The sequence below is a fragment of the Streptomyces sp. NPDC000880 genome (genome assembly GCF_053599675.1).
In genome coordinates this window covers 1-22,077 of record NZ_JBSFMS010000118.1, presented here as the reverse complement: position 1 = coordinate 22,077, position 22,077 = coordinate 1, and the positions used below count along the sequence as shown (strand labels likewise).

The 22,077-nt window shown below is 72.7% G+C and carries 17 protein-coding genes and 1 riboswitch; of the genes, 13 read left to right on the top strand and 4 right to left on the bottom strand.

The genetic code is table 11. The features are described 5' to 3' along the window. The 3 genes from ACWDO5_RS28650 to ACWDO5_RS28640 all read right to left on the bottom strand — a co-directional run. On the bottom strand, nt 1–1,090 hold a 1,090-nt coding region (locus tag ACWDO5_RS28650), incomplete at its 3' end, for a hypothetical protein (RefSeq protein WP_450533268.1). A gap of 142 nt (nt 1,091–1,232) precedes the next feature. Next, the gene (locus ACWDO5_RS28645) at nt 1,233–2,357 is read right to left on the bottom strand and encodes an alpha/beta hydrolase (RefSeq protein ID WP_450533267.1); all 1,125 of its coding nucleotides are present in this window, start codon (nt 2,355–2,357) and stop codon (nt 1,233–1,235) included. Nucleotides 2,358–2,415: 58 nt separating this feature from the next. After that, nucleotides 2,416–3,078, bottom strand: a complete 663-nt coding sequence (locus ACWDO5_RS28640) for a class II aldolase/adducin family protein (RefSeq protein ID WP_450533266.1) — start codon at nt 3,076–3,078, stop codon at nt 2,416–2,418. A gap of 270 nt (nt 3,079–3,348) precedes the next feature. Between ACWDO5_RS28640 and ACWDO5_RS28635 the strand changes: the two genes are divergently transcribed. From ACWDO5_RS28635 to cobI, 9 genes are all read left to right on the top strand, one after another. After that, entirely contained in the window at nt 3,349–4,602 is a 1,254-nt protein-coding gene (locus ACWDO5_RS28635) for an anion permease (RefSeq protein ID WP_450533265.1), read from the top strand. A 12-nt stretch (nt 4,603–4,614) separates the two neighbouring features. Next, the gene (locus ACWDO5_RS28630; protein WP_450533264.1) at nt 4,615–4,839 is read left to right on the top strand and encodes a hypothetical protein; all 225 of its coding nucleotides are present in this window, start codon (nt 4,615–4,617) and stop codon (nt 4,837–4,839) included. 134 nt (nt 4,840–4,973) lie between these two features. Next, nucleotides 4,974–5,116: riboswitch (cobalamin riboswitch) on the top strand. Nucleotides 5,117–5,220: 104 nt separating this feature from the next. Continuing rightward, nucleotides 5,221–6,186, top strand: a complete 966-nt coding sequence (locus ACWDO5_RS28625; protein ID WP_450533263.1) for a cobalamin biosynthesis protein — start codon at nt 5,221–5,223, stop codon at nt 6,184–6,186. After that, complete coding sequence (locus ACWDO5_RS28620) at nt 6,183–7,754, top strand: cobyric acid synthase (protein WP_450533261.1); 1,572 nt, start codon at nt 6,183–6,185, stop codon at nt 7,752–7,754. Before ACWDO5_RS28625 ends, ACWDO5_RS28620 begins: the two co-directional genes overlap by 4 nt. Continuing rightward, complete coding sequence (gene cobN, locus ACWDO5_RS28615; protein WP_450533259.1) at nt 7,751–11,401, top strand: cobaltochelatase subunit CobN; 3,651 nt, start codon at nt 7,751–7,753, stop codon at nt 11,399–11,401. The genes ACWDO5_RS28620 and cobN overlap by 4 nt, the downstream gene beginning before the upstream one ends. 154 nt (nt 11,402–11,555) lie before the next feature. Continuing rightward, nucleotides 11,556–13,559 (top strand): putative cobaltochelatase, encoded by a 2,004-nt coding sequence (locus ACWDO5_RS28610; protein WP_450533258.1) that lies wholly within the window; start codon nt 11,556–11,558, stop codon nt 13,557–13,559. Next, nucleotides 13,559–14,158, top strand: coding sequence for a cob(I)yrinic acid a,c-diamide adenosyltransferase (gene cobO, locus ACWDO5_RS28605; RefSeq protein ID WP_450533256.1), 600 nt, complete (start codon nt 13,559–13,561; stop codon nt 14,156–14,158). The genes ACWDO5_RS28610 and cobO overlap by 1 nt, the downstream gene beginning before the upstream one ends. Further along, a complete protein-coding gene (locus ACWDO5_RS28600; RefSeq protein ID WP_450533255.1) occupies nt 14,152–15,705 on the top strand; it encodes a cobyrinate a,c-diamide synthase in 1,554 nt (517 codons plus the stop codon). The genes cobO and ACWDO5_RS28600 overlap by 7 nt, the downstream gene beginning before the upstream one ends. Then, nucleotides 15,702–16,448 carry a precorrin-2 C(20)-methyltransferase gene (gene cobI / locus ACWDO5_RS28595; RefSeq protein ID WP_450533254.1) on the top strand — a complete coding sequence of 249 codons (747 nt, stop codon included), beginning with the start codon at nt 15,702–15,704 and terminating at the stop codon, nt 16,446–16,448. The genes ACWDO5_RS28600 and cobI overlap by 4 nt, the downstream gene beginning before the upstream one ends. 5 nt (nt 16,449–16,453) lie before the next feature. On the opposite strand, the gene ACWDO5_RS28590 is transcribed toward cobI, so the two are convergent. Further along, nucleotides 16,454–17,179: a ZIP family metal transporter gene (locus tag ACWDO5_RS28590; protein ID WP_450533253.1), complete on the bottom strand. Its 726-nt coding sequence runs from the start codon at nt 17,177–17,179 to the stop codon at nt 16,454–16,456. 109 nt (nt 17,180–17,288) lie between these two features. Here ACWDO5_RS28590 and cobM point away from each other — a divergent pair, with 109 nt between their 5' ends. From cobM to cobC, 4 genes are all read left to right on the top strand, one after another. Then, nucleotides 17,289–18,137: a precorrin-4 C(11)-methyltransferase gene (gene cobM / locus ACWDO5_RS28585; protein WP_450533252.1), complete on the top strand. Its 849-nt coding sequence runs from the start codon at nt 17,289–17,291 to the stop codon at nt 18,135–18,137. Continuing rightward, a complete protein-coding gene (gene cobJ, locus ACWDO5_RS28580) occupies nt 18,134–19,828 on the top strand; it encodes a precorrin-3B C(17)-methyltransferase (RefSeq protein ID WP_450533251.1) in 1,695 nt (564 codons plus the stop codon). The genes cobM and cobJ overlap by 4 nt, the downstream gene beginning before the upstream one ends. 120 nt (nt 19,829–19,948) lie before the next feature. Continuing rightward, entirely contained in the window at nt 19,949–20,887 is a 939-nt protein-coding gene (locus tag ACWDO5_RS28575; RefSeq protein WP_450533250.1) for a sirohydrochlorin chelatase, read from the top strand. Further along, nucleotides 20,871–21,944: an Rv2231c family pyridoxal phosphate-dependent protein CobC gene (gene cobC / locus ACWDO5_RS28570; RefSeq protein WP_450533249.1), complete on the top strand. Its 1,074-nt coding sequence runs from the start codon at nt 20,871–20,873 to the stop codon at nt 21,942–21,944. Before ACWDO5_RS28575 ends, cobC begins: the two co-directional genes overlap by 17 nt. The last annotated feature ends 133 nt before the right edge of the window (nt 21,945–22,077 follow it).

Here is a 22,077-nt window from a genome sequence, read left to right as displayed (position 1 = left end):
GCGAAGGCTCGCCGGCGGCGGCGCGGACCTCGGCCTCCGCGGGGGCGCCGACGACGCGCAGCGCCTCGAAGGCGAGCCCGCGCAGCAGGGCGTCCTCGCCGCGGGCGACGGCGAGGAGCTCGGTGACGGCGCTGGAGACGGTGCGGGCCGCGAGCCAGGCGCGGTACTCGGCGCGGGCCGGGCCCGGGGTAAGGCGGGCGCAGCCGCGCAGCATGTCCTCGGCGGACTGCTCGATGTTGCCCGCGGGGCTCTGGGCGGCGACGCAGATCTGCTCGAGCTTGACCCAGACCGCCCAGTTGCCGAGGGGGGTGAGGGTGGCGGACCGGCCCTTGTCGAGAGTCAGGGCGCCGACGGCGGACAGGCCCTGAAGGGCCCAGTCGAGGAGCGCGGAGACAGGGATGTCCTGCCCGGCCCCCGGCAGGTCGGGCTGCGGGCCGTAGGGCACTTCGCAGCGCTCCTCGCGCAGTTCCGCGACGCGCTGCTGCAACAGGTCCAGCAGGAGCGGTACGAGCACGGGCCCGGCCGAGAGCTGAAGGAGGGAGAGCACCTGGGGCACGGCCTCGACGACCTCGGCGACCGCGGTGGGGGCGACGTCGTCGGGCGCGGGGTGGACCAGTGACCAGGCGTCGAAGAGGGCGACCCAGCCGCGCAGTACGGCCATGTCGTCGCGGTCCCAGGCGCGCAGCCGCCAGCCGGGGCGTGCGGTGTCGCCGTGCAGCTCGACCAGACCGGCGAGGCGGGCCCGGTCCCAGCCCCCGCGCACCTGGAGCGGGGTCAACTCCAGTGCGGTGGCTGCCCGTTGCTGGGATCGCTCGGTGAGCTGTGTGGTGCTGGGGTCCCTCCCCCATAGTCCTTCGGGCATGGGAGGTGCCCCCAAGGCCGCCCAGCGGGCGATCCGTACGGCGTCGGCGAGGACCGCCCTCGCCTGGCAGGCCAGCTCCGAGGGGGCGGGAGTGCCCTCGGGAGGCCGGGGCGCCGGCCGGGTGCGCCGGGTCGTCACGGCCCGCCGGGCAGTGGCCAGCGATTGCGGGCGGACAAGACGGAGTCTGGAGTTGCGCGCCAATTGCTCATCAGGCTTTCGGGACGTCACGAGGAGCAGTCTTCCCGCTGAGGGCCGAAAGCCCAAACGGAACCTGGTCGGCCGTGCTGCGCGGCCGTCCCGCCAGGGCTGCGCCGGACCCCGCCGGGCCCCCGCCAGGACCCCGTCAGGACCCCGTCAGGACCCGCCAGGGCTACATCAAGGGGGTGAGGAAGCGGCGGAGGACTTCTTCGTAGCCTGCCGGGTCGGCGTTCCACATGGCGGCGTGCGGGGCGTGCTGGACCGTGTGGAGGCTGATCAGTTCGGGGCGGCGGGCAGCCAGTTCGCTCGACCGCTGCCAGGGGGCGAGCGTGTCGTCCGGGCCGTGGAAGATCAGCGTCGGCACGCGCAGGGACTTCGGGTCCGAGGCCTTGAGCAGCCGGTCGCCGCGCAGTCCGGTCCTGCCCTGCGCCGCCCTGACGGCGAGCGGCAGCAGGGCCGCGGGGGTTCGGCGGGCTGCCAGACTGCGCAGGGTGGCCTCCCAGTCGAGTACCGGGGAGTCCAGGACGAGCCCGCTGATCCGGTCGCGCAGCGCGGAGTTGGCGGCGGCGTGCAGGGCCATCGACGCGCCGGTGGACCAGCCGTGCAGGACGATGTGCTCGGCGCCGTGGCGCACCGCGAAGCGGATGGCCGCGTCCAGGTCGCGCCACTCGGAATCGCCGAGGTGACTGAGCCCGTCGGGGGGTCTGGGGGCCCCCGGGTCCCCTCGGTAGGCGAGGTCGAGGACGGGGAACCGCTGGGCGTGCAGGAACGGCAGGAGGTTCAGCGGGTGTTCCCGGGTGGCGCCCAGGCCGTGCACGGTGATCACCCACGTCTCCCGCGGGCCCGGCACGAACCAGGCGGGCAGCGCGCCGAGTTCGCCGGGAATGTCGACATCGCGGTGGGGGAGGCCGAGCGCGCTCGACGGGTCGCCGCTGTGCAACTGCGGGGTGAGCCGCACCCGGCTGCCGGGCTGCAGGCTGCCGCGGGTGACCCGCTCCAGGCGGCGTACGACGGTGTCAACGGGGTGCGGCACCCCGCCCAGTACGGGGCCGACGACCGCGTGGACGTCCTGGCTGTGGAGTGCGTACGTGCCCGGGCGCTGTGTGTCGAGACTGCGGGTCAGGGTCACCTGGTCGTCGGCCGTGGCGTGCACGGTGGGCCGGGGCTCGCCGGGCAGCGGCCGTCCTGGCTGCGCTTTGAGCGCGGCGTCGCTTGCGTAGCGGCCGACCGCCATCGCAGCCGCGCCGACACCTACCAGAGTGGTGACGGCCGCTGCCGTCGCTGTAGCCGGGCGCACCGTTCCAGTGTCGGCATCAGCACGCCGCGCTGCCAGTGGACGGCCGCCGCAAGGGCTGTCAGCCGGGCCGGCCGTATCCCTGGAGCTTCTCCGCGGCCTCACGCAGTTGGGAGCCGGAGAGCAGGCTGGGCGTGTATCCGGGCAGCGATGCCGCGGTCAGCCAGACGCGGCACATCCACTCCATCTGGGCGGTGCGGTCGTAGGCCCGGTCGAGGGAGTCGCCGTAGGCGACGGTGCCGTGATTCTGCAGGAGGCAGGCGGTGCGCTCGCGCAGGGCGTGGAGCATGTTCGCGGCCAGCTCGTCGGTTCCGTACAGGGCGTACCGCGCGACACGGACTGTGCCGCCGAGGGCCGCGGTCATGTAGTGGATGGGCGGGAGCTCGGGGACGAGGGTGGAGACGGCGGTGGCGTGCACGGCGTGGGTGTGGACCACGGCGCCGGCGTTCGTGTTGCGGTAGACCTCCAGGTGCAGCGGCAGCTCGCTGGTGGGGGCGAACTCGCCGAGGATCTGGTTGCCGTCGAGATCGACGGCGACGGCGTCCTCGGGAGTGAGCCGGTCGTAGGGAACTCCGCTCGGGGTGACCAGGACGAGTCCGCCGACGCGTGCCGAGACATTGCCCGATGTACCCACCACCAGGCCTTCCGCCGCCGTCCTGCGGGCCGTGGCCACGAGGTCTTCCCACGCCCGCTCGATCGCGTCCTGCCGCACCTGATCGGTCATGCGGCGATCCTGTCAGGCGGTGACGGGGCGCCGCAGGCGCAGGGGGGTGGCGGAAATCACGCAAAGCGCCACAAAGGTCCGTTTTCGCTTCGGCGCGGCGTCGGTTCCGCACTCTCCCCGCGCTGCCACCGGGCCGGCACCGCGCCGTCCGGCAAGTGGACTGACGAATCCTCACTCGAGGACACCGCAACGCCCGTCTCAGTTCATCTTCCGTTCACTCGGATTAACTACGTTCGCCGGGCCAATACCGCCAAACGATTGCCTGGGTAAATGGAACACATCACCTTGCTGCTCGCGATTGTGATCGTGACAGCGCTCGTGTTCGATTTCACGAACGGTTTCCACGACACCGCCAACGCGATGGCGACAACCATCTCGACCGGCGCTCTGAAACCCAAGACGGCGGTGGCCATGTCCGCCGTGCTCAACCTCGTCGGCGCGTTCCTGTCCGTGGAGGTCGCCAAGACGATCTCCAGCGGCATCGTCACCGAGGACGGCATCACACCAGAGGTCATCTTCGCGGCGCTCGTCGGCGCCATCCTGTGGAACCTGATGACTTGGCTGATCGGTCTGCCGTCCAGCTCTTCGCACGCCCTCATGGGCGGACTGATCGGCGCCACCATCGCCTCCGTCGGCGTCGGCGGAGTCAACGGCGGAACCGTCGTCACCAAGGTGCTGATCCCCGCGATCGCCGCCCCGCTGGTCGCCGGCATCGCCGCGTTCCTGGCCTCCCGGCTGACGTACAGGATCGGCAGGAACGCCGACGAGAAGGCCACCGCGAAGGGCTACCGCGCCGGCCAGATCACCTCGGCGGGCCTGGTCTCCCTGGCCCACGGCACCAACGACGCACAGAAGACCATGGGCATCATCACGCTGGCGCTCGTCGCCGGCGGCGTGCTCTCCCCCGGCTCCAACCCTCCGCTGTGGGTCATCCTCGCCGCCGGTCTCGCGATCGCGCTGGGCACCTACCTCGGCGGCTGGCGCATCATCCGCACCATGGGCAAGGGCCTGACCGACCTCCAGCCGCAGCAGGGCTTCGCCGCCCAGACCAGCGCGGCCAGCGTCATCCTCGCCTCCTCCAACCTCGGCTTCTCGCTGTCGACCACGCACTCCTGCTCCGGCGCCGTGATGGGCGCGGGGCTCGGCCGCAAGGGCGGCGTGGTCCGCTGGTCCACCGCCACCCGGATGTTCGTCGCCTGGGGCCTGACCCTGCCGGCCGCCGGTCTGGTCGCCGCGGGCTCGGAGTTCGTGACCAAGCAGGGCGACTGGGGTGTCGCCGCCGTCGCGGCCTTCCTGATCGGCGCCTGCGCCGCCATCTGGTTCGTCTCCCGCCGCCAGGTGGTCGACCACACCAATGTCAACGACGTGGCCGGCGACGCCGAGCCCGCCGGTGCTGTGACAGCCGCCGTCGCGGCCGTCAGCCCGCCGCCGGCCGGCACGCCCGCGCAGGACTTCAAGACGACCATCCCGGCTCAGCCCCACGCGGCCGACTCCGAGCCGACGACGCAGCCGGCCACGGTGTAAGGACAGATCAGCATGAACATCGACTGGGCAGCACTCGGCTCCGTCTTCGGCGTGAGCCTCGTCGCCACCGTCGCCCTGGTGGGCCTGTTCACCCTGGGCGTCGTGGGCCTGACCAAGCAGGAGTCGGCGACCGCAGGGGGCGGCGGCTCCGCGGTCCTGGCGCGCACGGGCGCGTACGCCTGCTTCGCACTCTGCGCGGCGGCCGTGGCGTACGGGATCTATCTGATCGTCGTCTGACGGCGGCTCACTCAGCACCACTGAGCACAAGGCCGGGCCGGGTACCCCTTCGGGTGACCCGGCCCGGCGCTCTGCTGGGCCTTCGATGTGGGGCTCGGCACACTGTCCCACCGCAGGTCAAAGGCGAGTTGACGGGCGTTCCCGCACGTGGTGGACTGCCGAAGCCATCTACGGCGGCAGAAGAGGAAGCCGGTGCGAATCCGGCGCGGTCCCGCCACTGTCACCGGGGAGCACTCCCCCGGAAGCCAGGAACTCTCACCGCCGATCACGTCGAACCAGGGCGCGGACACCCTGAGTGAGGACATATCGCCATGCGCGGCTGCGGTTCAGTTCCTGCTGTGAGTACGAGGGCCCTTCCAGGCGAAATGTCGGCCTGAACCCATGCGTGCCGACCGCACTTTCGCGTACGGCGCTGCCGCCGGCCTGGTCGGCGACCTGCTGCTCGGCGACCCTCGCCGGGGGCATCCGGTCGCCGCGTTCGGACGGGCGGCGGGCGCCGTCGAGCGTGTTCTGTGGCGCGACCACCGTGGCTGGGGCGCGCTGCACACCGCCGTGTGCGCCGGGGGCGCCGCGGCTGCCGCCGCGCTCCTCGCCCGCGGGATACAGGGCCGCTCCGCCGCGTCCGTCGCGCTGACCGCCGCCGCCACCTGGGCCGTCGTCGGCGGCACATCGCTGGGCCGTGAGGCGCGGGCCGTCGGCGGCGCGCTCGCCGCCGGGGACGTGGAGGTGGCGAGGGAGCGGCTGCCGCATCTGTGCGGTCGAGACCCGCAGAGCCTGGACGAGCAGCAGATCGCCCGCGCCGTCGTGGAATCCGTCGCGGAGAACACCTCCGACGCGGTGGTGGGCGCGCTGGTCTGGGGAGCCCTCGCGGGTGTGCCGGGTCTGGTGGGTTTCCGGGCGGTCAACACGCTGGACGCGATGGTCGGCCACAAGTCGCGCAGATACCGTCGGTTCGGCTGGGCCTCGGCGCGCCTCGACGATGTGGCCGGCTGGCCGGGCGCCCGGCTCACCGCGGGTCTGGCGGTGCTCGCCGGCCAGGACCCGCGCGGAGCCGTACGGACATGGCGGGACGACGCGAAGAAGCATCCGAGTCCGAACGCGGGCCCGGTGGAGGCGGCGTTCGCTGGGGCGCTCGGCGTACGGCTGGGCGGAACCCTCTCGTACGGCGGACGCGTCGAGCACCGTCCCGTACTCAACGGCACGGGCCGCCCGGTGCAGTTCGGCGACATCGAACGTGCCGTGCGGCTCTCGCGCCGCGTCGGCTGGCTGACACTGGCGGCCTGCGCGGCGGGCCGCGTGGCGGGGCACGCGCTGCGCGTGCGGCGCGCCGGAAAGGGGCGAGGATGAGCAGGCGGAAGGCCGGGGGGCTGCTGGTCGCCGGAACCACCTCCGACGCGGGCAAGAGCGTCGTCACGGCCGGGATCTGCCGGTGGCTCGTACGGCAGGGAGTGAAGGTCGCGCCCTTCAAGGGGCAGAACATGTCGCTCAATTCGTTCGTGACGCGCGAAGGCGCGGAGATCGGGCGGGCGCAGGCCATGCAGGCGCAGGCCGCGCGCGTGGAGCCGACCGCACTGATGAACCCGGTGCTGCTCAAGCCGGGCAGCGACCGCTCCAGCCAGGTCGTGCTGATGGGCAGGCCGGTCGGCGAGCTGAGTGCCCGCGGTTACCACGGCGGGCGGCAGGAAGCCCTGCTGAGTACGGTCGTGGAGTGCCTGGAAGAGCTGCGGGGCACGTATGAGGCCGTGATCTGCGAGGGGGCGGGCAGTCCGGCCGAGATCAATCTGCGGCGTACGGACATCGTGAACATGGGCATCGCACGGGCCGCACAGCTCCCGGTGCTGGTCGTCGGAGACATCGACCGCGGCGGCGTCTTCGCCTCCTTCTTCGGTACGACGGCGCTGCTCGGCGCCGAGGACCAGGCGCTGGTCGCGGGCTACTTGGTCAATAAGTTCCGGGGCGATGTGTCGTTGCTCGAGCCGGGCCTGCAGATGCTGCACGGGCTGACCGGGCGGCACACGTACGGAGTGCTGCCCTTCGCGCACGGCCTCGGCATCGACGAGGAGGACGGGCTGCACGTCTCTCTGCGCGGCGCGGTACGGGAGTCGGTGGTCGCGCCGCCCGTCGGCGAGGACGTGCTGCGCGTCGCCGTGTGCGCGCTGCCGCTGATGTCGAACTTCACCGACGTGGACGCCCTGGCCGCCGAACCAGGCGTCGTCGTGCGGTTCGTGGACCGGTCCGAGGAACTCGTCGACGCCGACCTGGTGGTCGTGCCGGGCACCCGTGGGACTGTGCGCGCCCTGGAGTGGCTGCGCGAGCGGGGCCTCGCGGACGCGCTGAAGCGGCGAGCGGCCGAGGGCAGGCCCGTACTGGGCATCTGCGGCGGCTTCCAGCTGCTCGGCGAGCACATCGACGACGAGGTCGAGTCACGGGCCGGCCGTGTCCCGGGCCTCGGCCTGCTGCCCGTACGCATCCGGTTCGCCGTCGACAAGACACTGGCCAGGCCCGTCGGCGAGGCGCTCGGCGAAGCCGTGGAGGGTTACGAGATCCACCACGGCGTCGCCGAAGTGCTCGGCGGCGACACGTTCATCTCTGATGGCGACAGAAACAGTCTGGACGGCTGCCGGGTCGGCTCCGTATGGGGCACGCACTGGCACGGGTCGCTCGAGAGCGACGGCTTCCGGCGCGCTTTCCTGCGCGAGGTGGCCGCGGCCGCGGGACGGCGCTTCGTACCCGCGCCGGACACCTGTTTCGGCGCGCTGCGCGAGGAGCAGCTGGACCGACTCGGCGACCTGATCGAGGAACACGCGGACACGGATGCGCTGCTGCGGCTCATCGAGTCGGGCGCACCGTCAGGACTTCCCTTCATTCCACCCGGAGCACCCGGAGCACCCCAAACAATCGGAGCGCCCGAATGAGCACCGTGCTGTTGCTGTCCACCGCCGACACGGATCTGCTGGCGGCCCGGGCCTCCGGCGCGCCGTACCGGATCGGCAACCCGACCCGTATCGATGTGGCGCAGGAGCTGCCCGCACTCGTCGCGGGCGCGTCCGTCGCGGTCGTACGGCTGCTCGGCGGCAAGCGGGCCTGGGAGGACGGGCTCGCCGCGCTGCGCGCGTCCGGCGTCCCGACGGTGCTGCTGGGCGGAGAGGCCGTGCCCGACGCGGAGTTGATGGCCGAGTCGTCGGTGCCCGCCGGTGTGGTCGCGGAGGCGCTGCGCTATCTCGTCGAGGGCGGCCCCGGCAACCTGGCGGAGCTGGCCCGGTTCCTCTCCGACACCGTGCTGCTGACCGGCCATGGCTTCGCGGAGCCACAGAAGATGCCCGAGTGGGGCGTGCACGGCACGCGCGCGTACATCGAGGGGCGTCCGAGTGTCGGCGTGCTCTTCTACCGGGCCCACCAGCTCTCCGGGAACACCGCCTTCGTCGACACCCTCTGCGACCGGATCGAGGCACGCGGCGCCAACGCCCTTCCCGTGTACTGCGGTTCACTGCGCGGCGCCGACCCCGCGCTGTACGAGCTGCTCGGCAAGGCCGACGCTCTGGTCGCCACCGTGCTGGCCGCCGGCGGCACGCGCGCCAGTGACGCCGTCGCCGGCGGCGACGACGAGGCCTGGGACGTCGGGGCGCTCGCCGAGCTGAACGTGCCCGTCCTCCAAGGGCTCTGCCTGACCTCGTCGCGGGCCGTCTGGGAGGCTTCGGACGCGGCGCTGTCCCCGATGGACGCGGCGATGCAGGTGGCGATCCCCGAGTTCGACGGACGGCTGATCACGGTCCCGTTCTCGTTCAAGGAGCAGGGCCCCGACGATGTGCCGGTGTACGTCGCCGACCCCGAGCGGGCCGGGCGCGTCGCCGGAATCGCCGTACGTCACGCGAAGTTGAAGCACAAGCTGAACGCGGAGAAGAAGCTCGCACTCGTCTTCACCGCCTATCCGACGAAGCACTCGCGGGTGGGCAACGCGGTCGGTCTCGACACGCCCGCCTCCGCGGTGCGGGTCCTGGACGCCCTGCGCGACGCCGGATACGCCGTCGAAGGGCATCCGGACAACGGCGACGAGCTGATCCACCGGCTCATCAACGCCGGCGGCCACGATGTGGAGTGGCTGACCGAGGAGCAGCTGGCAGCAGCCCCCGCGCGCGTGCCGCTCGCCGACTACCGCGCCTGGTTCGACAAGCTCGACCCGGAGCTGCGCGACAGCATGCTGGAGCACTGGGGCGAGCCACCGGGCTCGCTCTACGTCGACGGCGACGAAATCGTCCTCGCCTCCCTCCAGTTCGGGAATGTCGTCGTGATGATCCAGCCGCCGCGCGGCTTCGGCGAGAACCCGATCGCGATCTACCACGACCCCGACATGCCGCCCTCGCACCACTACCTGGCGGCGTACCGGTGGCTCGACCATTCCTTCGGCGCCGACGCGGTCGTCCACATGGGCAAGCACGGCACGATGGAGTGGCTGCCCGGCAAGGGCCTCGGTCTGTCGGCCGGCTGCGGTCCGGACGCGGTGCTCGGCGAACTGCCGCTCGTCTACCCGTTCATCGTCAACGACCCCGGCGAGGGCACCCAGGCCAAGCGTCGCGGCCACGCCACGGTCGTGGACCATCTGGTGCCGCCCATGGCGCGCGCGGACACCTACGGCGATCTGGCAAAGCTGGAGCAGCTGCTCGACGAGTACGCGCTCGTCAGCGATCTCGATCCGACGAAGGCCCCGGCGGTACGGGCACAGATCTGGACGCTCGTGAAGGCCGCCGAGCTCCACCACGACCTGCACGTCGACGAGCAGCCCGGCGACGGCGACTTCGACGAGTTCGTCATGCACATCGACGGCTACCTCTGCGAGATCAAGGACGTCCAGATCAGGGACGGTCTGCACATCCTGGGTGGCGGGCCCCAGGCGGAGGCCCGGGTCAATCTCGTACTGGCGGTGCTGCGCGCGTCCCAGGTGTGGGGCGGCCGGGCGAACGCCCTGCCGGGGCTGCGGGCCGCTCTCGCCGAGCACTTCGGCCTCGAGGAGAAGGCGCTACTCGCCGAGCCCGGCGCGGCCGTGAAGGTACCGGTGGAGCTGACCACGCTGGTCGAGGGGCCCGCGCGGACGGGTGCCGACGCGATCGATCTGCTGGAACAGCTGTGCCGCCGCCTCGCGGAGGGGATGGAGGAGCGGGGCTGGGACCTCTCGGCTGCGGCCGCGCTGGTACGGGAGGTACTCGGCGTCCAACTCCCGGACGCGGTCGCCGTGCTGGGGTTCGCCTGCGAGGAGGTTGTGCCACGGCTCGCCCGTACCACCGACGAGATCGGCAACATCCTGCGGGCGCTGGACGGCGGCTACGTGCCCGCCGGCCCTTCCGGGTCGCCGACCCGCGGGCTGGTCAACGTCCTGCCGACCGGCCGCAACTTCTACTCCGTCGACCCGAAGGCGATCCCGTCCCGGCTGTCGTGGGAGGTCGGCCAGGCGCTCGCCGACTCGCTGGTGGAGCGGTATCTGGCGGACACGGGCGCGTACCCGAGGTCGGTGGGGCTGACTGTCTGGGGCACGTCGGCGATGCGTACACAGGGCGACGACATCGCCGAGATTCTGGCGCTGCTGGGCTGCCGGCCGGTCTGGGACGACGCGTCGCGGCGGGTGACGGGCTTCGAGATCGTGCCGGCGCAGGAGCTGGGACGGCCGCGCATCGATGTGACGGTGCGGATCTCGGGCTTCTTCCGAGACGCTTTCCCGCATGTGGTGGGGCTCATCGACGACGCCGTACGGGCGGTGGCGGAGCTGGACGAGCCGGCCGAGGCCAACTACGTACGGGCGCACGCGGACGAGGACACGGCCGACCACGGCGACCGGCGGCGGGCCACGGCGCGGATCTTCGGCTCGAAGCCGGGGGCATACGGAGCCGGGCTGCTGCCGCTGATCGACGCCCGGAACTGGCGCTCGGACGCAGACCTCGCGGAGGTGTACGCGGTGTGGGGCGGCTATGCGTACGGGCGCGGGCTCGAAGGGCGGGCGGCGCGCGGGGACATGGAGACGGCGTTCCGGCGGATCGCGGTGGCGGCGAAGAACGTCGACACGCGGGAGCACGATCTGGTCGACGCCGACGACTACTTCCAGTACCACGGCGGGATGGTCGCCATGGTGCGGCATCTGACGGGTGAGTCGCCCGAGGCGTATGTGGGTGACTCGGCGGTGCCGGACCAGGTGAAGACGCGCACCCTGGGCGAGGAGACGCACCGGGTGTTCCGGGCGCGGGTGGTCAATCCGCGGTGGATGGCGGCGATGCGGCGGCACGGGTACAAGGGTGCGTTCGAGATGGCGGCGACCGTGGACTACCTGTTCGGGTACGACGCGACGGCGGGTGTGGTCGACGACTGGATGTACGAGAAGTTGTCGGCGGAGTACGTCTTCGACCCGGAGAACCGGGAGTTCATGCAGAAGTCCAACCCCTGGGCTCTGCGCGGGATCACGGAGCGGCTGCTGGAGGCCGCGGAGCGCGGGCTGTGGGCGGAGCCCGACGGGGAGACGCTGGAGCGGCTTCGGCAGACGTACCTGGAGCTCGAGGGCGACCTGGAGGGGGACGCGTGAGGGTCGCGCCGGCGTCGGGCTTCAAGAACTGGGGCTCCGCCCCGGACCCCGCGCCTCAAACGCCGGCGGGGATTGATTCGGGGCTCCGCCCCCTGGTTACGGGAAGGGGCGGGGTGGGGGAATCACACCGCCTGAACACGATCGAGGAGGCCGCGTGAGCACCCCATACCCCTTCACCGCCGTCGTCGGCATGGACGACCTGCGGCTCGGACTGCTGCTGAACGCAGTCAGCCCCGCCGTAGGCGGTGTGCTCGTCCGTGGCGAGAAGGGCACCGCCAAGTCCACCGCCGTACGGGCCCTTTCCGCCCTCCTGCCCGAGGTGTCGGTCGTCGCCGGGTGCCGGTTCTCCTGCGACCCCTCGGCGCCCGACCCCGCGTGCCCCGACGGTCCGCACGAAGCCGGTGGCGGCGTGGCGCGGGCCGCGCGGATGGTTGAGTTGCCCGTCGGGGCGTCCGAGGACCGGCTCGTCGGAGCCCTCGACATCGAGCGGGCGCTGGCCGAGGGTGTGAAGGCCTTCGAGCCGGGGCTGCTCGCGGACGCACACCGCGGGATTCTCTACGTCGACGAGGTCAATCTGCTGCATGACCATCTGGTCGACCTGCTGCTCGACGCGGCCGCCATGGGCGCCTCGTACGTCGAGCGTGAAGGCGTCTCGGTGCGGCACGCCGCCCGTTTTCTGCTCGTGGGGACCATGAACCCCGAAGAGGGCGAGCTGCGGCCGCAGTTGCTGGACCGCTTCGGGCTCACCGTCGAGGTGGCGGCCTCGCGCGAGCCCGGGCAGCGGGTGGAGGTGGTGCGGCGGCGGCTCGCCTACGACGACGATCCGGCCGGATTCGCCGCTCGCTGGGCGGACGACGAGGCGGCCCTGCGGGCGCGGATCGTGGCCGCGCGGGCGCTGCTGCCCGACGTCCGGCTGGGGGACGGCGCGTTGCGGCAGATCGCCGCGACCTGCGCGGCCTTCGAGGTGGACGGCATGCGCGCGGACATCGTGATGGCGCGGACCGCGACGGCGCTGGCCGCGTGGGCGGGGCGCAGCGACGTGCTCGCCGAGGATGTGCGACAGGCCGCTCTGCTGGCGCTCCCCCACCGGCGGCGACGCAATCCCTTTGACGCGCCCGGTCTGGACGAGGACAAGCTCGACGACACGCTGGAGGAGTTCGGCGGCGAGGAGGACGACCCGGATCCCGACGGTCCGGGCGGCGGTGGCCGCCCGCCGCAGGACGGTCCCGGCACACCGCCGCAGGGCGATGCGGGGCAGGACGACACGCCCGCGCAGCCGCAGGAGGCCGACGGCGGGGATCCGCAGAGCGCGGGCGGCGGTGAGCAGCATGCCGTACGGGCCGCGGAACCGTTCCGTACGAAGATGCTGAGCGTGCCGGGGCTGGGCACGGGTGCGGCGGGGCGCAGGTCCCGTGCTCGTACCGAGCACGGGCGGACCACCGGGGCCCGGCGGCCCCGCGGGGCACTCACCAAGTTGCACCTCGCGGCGACCGTGCAGGCCGCGGCCCCGCACCAGCGGGCGCGCGGGCGCAGTGGGCCGGGGCTGGTCGTACGCCGGGACGATCTGCGGCAGGCGACCCGCGAGGGCCGCGAGGGGAATCTCGTACTGTTCGTCGTCGACGCGTCGGGGTCGATGGCGGCCAGGCAGCGAATGAGCGCGGTCAAGGGCGCGGTGCTCTCACTTCTGCTCGACGCCTACCAGCGGCGCGACAAGGTCGGCCTGATTACCTTCCGCGGGAAGGACGCGGAGGTGGCGCTGCCGCCGACGTCGTCGGTGGACGCGGCCGCCGCGCGTCTTGAGACGCTGCCGACCGGTGGCCGTACGCCACTGGCGGCCGGGCTGCTGCGGGCCCACGACGTACTGCGCGTCGAGCGGCTGCGCGATCCGTCGCGCCGCGCGCTGCTGGTCGTGGTGACCGACGGACGCGCGACCGGCGGCGTCGATCCGGTGGCGCTCGGGGCCCGTGCCGCGCGGCTGCACGCCGCGGAGGGCACGGCCGCGATCGTCGTGGACTGCGAGTCCGGGCCGGTACGCCTCGGTCTTGCCGGCACGCTCGCGGGCGATCTCGGCGGCGCGGCCGTCACACTCGACGAGCTGCGGGCCGATTCCATCGCCGGGCTCGTCCGCGACGTACACAGTTCGAGGAGGGCAGCCTGATGCCACAGGGACAGCCGGCCGTCGTGCCGGACGACGGGCTCACGACGCGTCAGCGCCGCAACCGCCCGCTCGTCGTCGTGCATACGGGCATCGGCAAAGGGAAGTCGACGGCCGCGTTCGGGCTCGCGCTGCGTGCCTGGAACCAGGGGTGGCCGATCGGGGTGTTCCAGTTCGTGAAGTCCGCCAAGTGGAAGGTCGGCGAGGAGAACGCCCTGAAGGTCCTCGGCGCCTCCGGCGAGGGCGGCCCGGTCGCCTGGCACAAGATGGGCGAGGGCTGGTCGTGGGTACAGCGCGACAGGCAGCTCAGCAACGAGGAGGCGGCGCGCGAGGGCTGGGAGCAGGTCAAGCGCGACCTGGCGGCCCAGACGTACCAGCTGTATGTGCTGGACGAGTTCGCGTATCCCATGCACTGGGGGTGGGTGGACACGGCCGAGGTGATCGACGTACTGCGGAACCGGCCCGGCACCCAGCATGTGGTCGTCACCGGCCGCAACGCTCCGGCGGAGCTCGTCGACTTCGCCGATCTGGTGACCGACATGTCGAAGGTGAAGCACCCGATGGACGCCGGCCAGAAGGGGCAGCGGGGCATCGAGTGGTAGCACGTCTCGTCATCGCCGCGCCGTCGTCCGGCAGCGGCAAGACCACCGTCGCGACGGGCCTGATGGCGGCCTTCGTCGCGGCGGGGCTCTCCGTGTCCCCGCACAAGGTCGGGCCGGACTACATCGACCCGGGCTACCACTCCCTCGCGACGGGCCGCCCAGGGCGGAACCTGGACCCGTATCTGTGCGGTACGGAGCTGATGGCACCGCTGTTCGCGCACGGCGCGGCGGGGTGCGACCTGGCGGTGGTCGAGGGCGTGATGGGGCTGTACGACGGTGCGGCGGGGGCGGGTGAACTGGCGTCCACGGCGCAGGTGGCGAAGCTGCTGCGGGCGCCTGTGGTGCTGGTGGTGGACGCGTCGTCGCAGTCGCGTTCGGTGGCGGCGCTGGTGCACGGGTTCGCGTCGTGGGATCCGCAGGTGCGGATCGGGGGCGTGATCCTGAACAAGGTCGGGTCGGACCGGCACGAGGAGCTGCTGCGGGAGGCGCTGGAGGAGTCGGGCGTGCCGGTGCTCGGCGCCTTGCGGCGGGCTGAGCGGGTGGGAACGCCGTCGCGGCACTTGGGGTTGGTGCCGGTCGCCGAGCGGCGGGCACAGGCGGTTGAAGCGGTGCGCGCGATGGGCGAGCAGGTACGGGCGAGCTGCGACGTGGAGGCCCTGCTCGCGCTGGCCCGCAGCGCGCCTGCGGTGCCGGACGCGCCGTGGGACCCCGCGGAGGCCGCCTGCGGCGGGCAAGCCCCCACCCCGCCCCTTCCCGAATCCGGGGCTCCGCCCCAGACCCCGCGACTCAAACGCCGGCGAGGCTTGAGTTCCGCCGGTCCGGCGGAACTTCAAGCCCGTCCGGCGATTGAGGACACTCCCCCTATGCCCTGCGGGCGTGGGGGGACCCCCAGCGGCCGTACGGGGGTCTGGGGGCTTGCCCCCAGTTACCAACACGCCCGCCGCAAGCCGCCCCTCGTCGCCGTCGCCGGCGGTCCCGCCTTCACCTTCTCCTACGCCGAGCACACCGAACTCCTCACCGCCGCCGGCGCCGACGTCGTCACCTTCGACCCCCTCCGGGACGAGCAACTGCCCGACGGGACAGGAGGTCTGGTCATCGGCGGCGGATTCCCCGAGGTGTACGCCCCCGAGCTGTCCGCCAATGAGCCCCTCCGCAAGGCCGTCGCCGATCTGGCCCACTCCGGCGCGCCCGTCGCCGCCGAATGCGCCGGGCTGCTGTACCTCGCGCGGTCGCTGGACGGGCAGCCGATGTGCGGGGTGCTGGACGCCGAGGCGCGGATGGCGGACCGGCTGACGCTCGGCTACCGCGAGGCCGTCGCGGTGAGCGACAGCGTGCTCGCCGCGGCCGGGACGCGGATGCGCGGGCACGAGTTCCACCGGACCGTCGTCGAGCCGGCCGCAGGAGCCGCCCCCGCGTGGGGGATGCACCGGCCCGAGCGCCGCGTCGAGGGGTTCGTACAGCAGGGCGTGCACGCGAGCTATCTGCATACGCACTGGGCCTCCGAGCCCGGCACAGCCCGCCGATTCGTTGAGAGGTGTACGCGATGAGCAGGTTGATCGGGGTCGGTGTGGGGCCCGGTGACCCGGAGTTGGTGACCGTGAAGGGCGTACGGGCCCTTCAGGAGGCCGATGTCGTCGTGGTGCCCGTGATGGCCGCATCCGATGGAAAGGACGGCGGCGAGCCGGGACGCGCCGAGGCGACCGTCCTGCACTACGTCGACGCCGACAAGGTCGTACGGGTCGTCTTCGCGCTCAACGAACGCACCGACCGCGCCCGGCGCGAGGCCGCCTGGGACGCCGCCGGCGAGTCCGTAGCCGCGCTGCTGCGCGACCGCGGCACCGTCGCCTTCGCGACCATCGGCGACCCCAACGTGTACTCCACGTTCACCTATCTCGCCGAGACCATCGGTGGACTCGTGCCGGACCTCGTCGTCGAGACCGTGCCCGGCATCACCGCGATGCAGGATCTCGCGGCCCGCAGCGGCGCGGTCCTCACCGAGGGCACCGAGCCGCTGACCCTGGTGCCGGTGACCGCGGGGGCAGCCGTGCTCAAGGACGCTCTGGAGGGGCCCGGAACGGTCGTCGCCTACAAGTTCGGGCGGCTCGCGGCCGAGGTGGCGACCGCGCTGCGGGAGACGGGGCGTACCGAGGGCGCGGTGTGGGGGTCGGCGCTCGGGCTGCCCGAGGAGTCGATCCGGCCGGCGGCGGAGCTGGCCGAGGGCCCGTTGCCGTATCTGTCGACGCTGATCGCGCCTGCGCCGCGCGGCGGCGGCCGCGGGGGCAAGCTGTGAGTTCCTCACTCGGCAAGGCCCACCACCAGCCAGATGAAGCCCACTCCCCCGGCCGTGCAGAGCAGGGTGGAGCGGGCGGGATGGGAGTGGTGCGCCTCGGGGAGGATCTCGGCCGCGGCGAGATAAAGCAGGGCGCCGCCGAAGAACCCGAGATAGCTGCCGAGGAGTTCGACCGGCAGCGTGAACAGCTGAGTGGACGCGGCGCCGACGACGGGGGCGAGCGCGTCGGCGACGAGCATCGCAATCGCCTTGCCGCGGGAGTTCCCGTACAGGCTGGTGATCGTGTACGTGTTGAAGCCGTCGGCGAAGTCGTGGGTGATGACGGCGAGCGCCACGGTCGCGCCCATGCCCGCGCCCACCTGGAAGGCCGCGCCGATCGCGATACCGTCCATCAGGCTGTGGCCGACCATCGCCGCGGCCGCCGTCAGACCCACCTGCGGCGCTCTCTCGCCCTCGTCCGCGCCGTATGCGGCCTGACGGACGGCCAGCAGCCGTTCTACCAGGTGCGCGGCGAGGAAGCCGCCGACGAACAGCAGCAGTGCCTGCGGCACTCCGAACACCTCGTTGCCCGCCGCCTCAAGTGCCTCGGGCAGCAGGTCCAGGCCGACCACCCCGAGCATCAGCCCGCCGGCCAGGCCCAGCACGAGGTGGCGGCGGTCAGTGACGCGCCCAGCCGTCCAGCCGCCGAACAGCGTCATCAGGAACGCGCCGAGCGCGACGAACACCGCCATGCGCCTTTGCTAGCGGATCGACCCGCCTCGTGGCACGACGAAGATCGAGATCCACCCGAATGACACGAGTGACACGTAAGACACGAACCATCCGAGAGGACCACTACTGATGGCCGATGCCGCCACCCACGGCAAGGTGACCTTTGTCGGCGCCGGCCCGGGCGCCGCCGATCTGCTGACGTTCCGGGCCGCACGGGCCATCGCCGACGCCGACATCGTCATCTGGGCGGCGAGCCTGGTGCAGGCGGACGTTCTCGACCACGCACGCGAGGGCGCCGAGATTCTCGACTCGGCGGCGATGTCGCTCGAGGCCGTCGTCGCGGTGTACGAGCGGGCCCGCGACGAGGACCTGAAGGTGGCCCGTATCCACTCCGGCGACCCCGCTCTGTGGGGCGGCACCCAGGAACAGCTCGACCGGTGCGTGGAGCTGGGGCTTGCCGTCGAGATCGTGCCGGGCGTCTCGTCGTTCTCGGCGGTTGCGGCGATCGCGCACCGCGAGCTGACGATCCCGGAGGTCGCGCAGTCCGTGATCCTGACCCGGCTCGGCGGCGGCAAGACGCCGATGCCGCCGGGCGAGGAGGTGCGGGAGTTCGCGCGGCACGGTACGACGATGGCGCTGTTCCTGTCGGCGGCCCGCTCGGGCCAGTTGACGCAGGAGCTGCTGGAGGGCGGCTATCCGACGAGTACGCCGGTGGTGGTCGCGTACCAGGCGACCTGGCCGGAAGAGCTGATCCTGCGCTGCACTATCGGCACGCTGGAGGAGACCGTCAAGGAGCACAAGCTCTGGAAGCACACGCTGTTCCTGGTCGGGCCGGCGCTGGCGGCTTCCGGGACGCGGTCGCATCTCTACCACCCGGGGCACTTCCACAGCTTCCGGAGGGCCGACCCGGCCGCCCGCAAGGCGCTGCGCGCCCAGGGCACGAACGAAGGCGCAATCGAAGGAGCGACGCAGAAGTGATCGGCCTGATCTCGGCGACGGCGGCGGGCGCGGCCGCCCGCGACCGGCTGGCGGCGGCGTGGCCCGGCCGTACGAAGGTGTACGAAGGGCCGGTGCGCGAGAGCGTCGAGCGGGCCTTCACGGAGTGCGAGCAGCTGGTGTGCTTCCTGGCCACGGGCGCGGTCGTACGGATCGTCGCCCCGCTGTTGGCGGGCAAGTCGGCGGACCCGGGCGTGGTGTGTGTGGACGAGGGGCAGCGGTACGCGGTGTCCCTGCTGGGCGGCCACGGCCGCGGCGCGAATGCCCTGGCGACGGCGGTGGGTGACGTTCTCGGTGCGGAGCCGGTCGTCACGACGGCGACGGACTCGGCCGGGATCCCGGGCCTGGACACGCTGGGCTGGCCGGTCGAGGGCGCGGTCGCGTCCGTGACGCGGGCGGTGCTTGACGGCGACCCGGTGGCGCTGCGGGCGGACGCGGTGTGGCCGCTGCCGCCGCTGCCGGGGAATGTGGCGCCGGGGGGCGAAGACGCTGCCGCCGCTCTCCATGTCACGGACCGGGTCGTCGAAACCGGCCCGTACGACGCGGTGCTGCGGCCGCCGTCGCTGGTCGTCGGGGTCGGTGCGTCCAAGGGCGCTCCCGTCGACGAGATCCTCTCGCTGGTCCAGGCGGCGCTGCGCGAGGCGGGACTGTCGGTGCGGTGCGTCGCGGAGCTGGCGACCGTCGAGGCGAAGGCGGACGAGCCCGGCATCGTCGGGGCCGCTCAGCGGCTCGGGGTGCCGTTGGTGACGCATGCCGCCGAGCGGCTCGCCGAAATCGCCGTGCCGAACCCGTCCGGCGCGCCGCTCGCCGCGGTGGGCACGCCGTCCGTCGCCGAGGCCGCGGCGCTCGTGGGCGGGGATGAACTCCTCGTCCCCAAGCGGAAGTCCAGCCCCGAGGGGCGGGCCGCGATGGCGACCTGCGCGGTCGCGCGCAAGGCGCCGCGCGGCCGGCTGGCCGTGGTCGGCCTCGGCCCCGGGGCCCGCGATCTTCTCACCCCTCGCGCCACGGAGGAGCTGCGGCGCGCGTCGGTACTGGTCGGGCTCGATCAGTACGTCGACCAGATCCGCGACCTGCTCAGGCCCGGCACCCGGGTCATCGAGTCCGGCCTCGGTGCGGAGGAGGAGCGGGCCCGTACGGCTGTCGCCGAGGCCCGCGCCGGGAATGCGGTCGCGCTGATCGGCAGCGGTGACGCGGGCGTGTACGCAATGGCCTCCCCCGCGCTCGCCGAGGCGTCCGACGACATCGACGTGGTGGGCGTGCCGGGCGTGACCGCCGCGCTGGCCGCCGCCGCGATCCTGGGCGCGCCGCTCGGGCACGACCATGTCTCGATCAGCCTGTCCGATCTGCATACGCCGTGGGAGGTCATCGAGCGCCGGGTGCGGGCCGCCGCGGAGGCGGACATCATCGTGACCTTCTACAACCCGCGCAGCCGCGGCCGCGACTGGCAGCTCCCGAAGGCGCTGTCGATCCTCGCCGAACACCGGGAGCCGCACACGCCGGTGGGTGTCGTGCGCAACGCGTCCCGGCCGGACGAATCCAGCCGCCTCACGACACTCGCCGGACTGGATCCGGCGACGGTGGACATGATGACCGTCGTGACGGTCGGCAACACGGCCACGCGCGAGATCGCGGGCCGCATGGTGACCCCGCGCGGCTACCGGTGGCAGTCATGACACCACCCCGCCGGCCACGCGGGCACACGTCGCCGCGTCCCGCACCGACGACGTACCCCTGAGCCCCGCCGCATCCCCGCCACAAGCTCAGCCGCACCACCCCCACCTCAAGGAGAACGCGTGACCACCCCGCCCGCACTGCTCATCGCCGGCCACGGCACCCGCGACGAAGCCGGGGCCGAGGCCTTCCGGGACTTCGTACGGGAGCTGGGGCGGCGCCATCCCGAAATCCCCGTCGGGGGCGGCTTCATCGAACTGTCCCCGCCGCCCCTCGGCGAAGCCGTCGCCGAGCTGGTGGCGGGCGGTGTGCAGCGCTTCGCCGCGGTGCCGCTGATGCTGGTGTCCGCCGGGCACGCCAAGGGCGACATCCCGGCCGCGCTGGCCCGCGAGCGGGAGCGGCACCCCGGCATCTCGTACACCTACGGCCGTCCCCTCGGTCCGCATCCCGCGCTGCTGAGCGTCCTGGAGCGGCGGCTCGACGAAGCGGTGGGCTCCGTCTCCCGTGCGCCCGCGGACCGGGCCGATGTGACCGTGCTGCTGGTGGGCCGTGGTTCGACCGACCCGGACGCCAACGCCGAGGTGCACAAGGCGGCCCGGCTGCTGTGGGAGGGGCGCGGTTACGCGGGCGTGGAGACGGCGTTCGTGTCGCTCGCCGCGCCCGACGTGCCGAGCGGCCTGGACCGGTGCGTAAAGCTGGGGGCGCGCCGGATCGTGGTGCTGCCGTACTTCCTGTTCACCGGGATCCTGCCGGACCGGGTGCTTCAGCAGACCGGGGGCTGGGCGGACGCGCACCCCGAGGTGGAGGTTGTTTCGGCCGATGTGATCGGTCCGGCCGAGGAGTTGCTCGACCTGGTGATGGAGCGCTACCGGGAGGCCGTCGCCGGCGACATCCGGATGAACTGCGACACCTGCGTGTACCGGATCGCGCTGCCGGGCTTCGGGGACAGGGTGGGGCTTCCGCAGCAGCCGCACTTCCACCCGGACGACGACGGGCACCACCACGGTCACGGGCCCGGAAGCGCCCATCACCACCACGGCAGCCATGCGCACTCACGCTGACGCACACGACCTGCGGCACCACGGTGACGCTGAGGTGCGCGACGCCGGCCTGACGGACCTCGCGGTCAACGTCCGCGCCGGGACTCCCCCGGCCTGGCTCCGTGAGCGCATCGCCGGCTCGCTGACCGGCCTTGCCGCCTATCCGGACGGGCGGGCGGCGCGGGCGGCGGTCGCGCGGCGGCACGGTCTGCCGGTGGAGCGGGTGCTGCTGACGGCGGGGGCCGCGGAAGCGTTTGTGCTGCTCGCCCGTGCGCTGGCGGTACGTCACCCGCTGGTGGTGCACCCGCAGTTCACGGAGCCGGAGGCGGCGCTACGAGACGCGGGGCACGATGTGGAGCGGCTGCTGCTGCGGGAGCAGGACGGCTTCCGGCTCGACCCGGCTGCCGTACCCGACGCGGCGGACCTGGTGGTGATCGGCAATCCGACCAACCCCACGTCCATATTGCATCCGGCGGCCGACATCGCCGAACTGGCCCGCCCCGGGCGGCTGCTGGTGGTGGACGAGGCCTTCATGGACGCGGTGCCGGACGAGCCCGAGGCGCTGGCGGGCCGGACCGACGTGCCGGGCCTGGTGGTGCTGCGCAGCCTGACCAAGACCTGGGGTCTGGCGGGCCTGCGGATCGGCTATGTGCTGGCCGATCCCGAGACCGTCGAGGCACTGGAGCGGGCCCAGCCGCTGTGGCCGGTGTCGACGCCCGCGCTCGCCGCGGCCGAGGCGTGCATGGAGCCCGCCGCGCTCGTGGAGGCCGAGCAGGCGGCCCAGCTGATCGCGACGGAGCGGGCCCATCTGCTCGCGGGGCTGGCGGAGTTCGAGGAGGTACGGGTGGTGGCGGCGGCCGAGGCACCGTTCGTACTCGTACACGTCCGGCGCGGCGCCGAGGTGCACAAGCGGCTGCGCCGCCTGGGCTTCGCGGCCCGTCGCGGCGACACATTCCCGGGTCTAGGTCCCGGCTGGCTGCGGCTGGCGGTACGCGACCGGGTGACGACCAACCGCTTTCTGCAGGCGCTCGACCAGGCGCTGACGATGGTGGGCGACTACGGGGCGTTTCAGAAGTAGCGCTCTCCGCCCGCAGGGCGGGCCCTGCGGCGTCTGGTGCGTGAATCGCAAGGCGGTGGGGGCACCCCCGGACGAAGCCGGGGGGAGATCGCCCTAGGTCCGTCATCGAACGCCGGCGGGCTGACATGCCAGC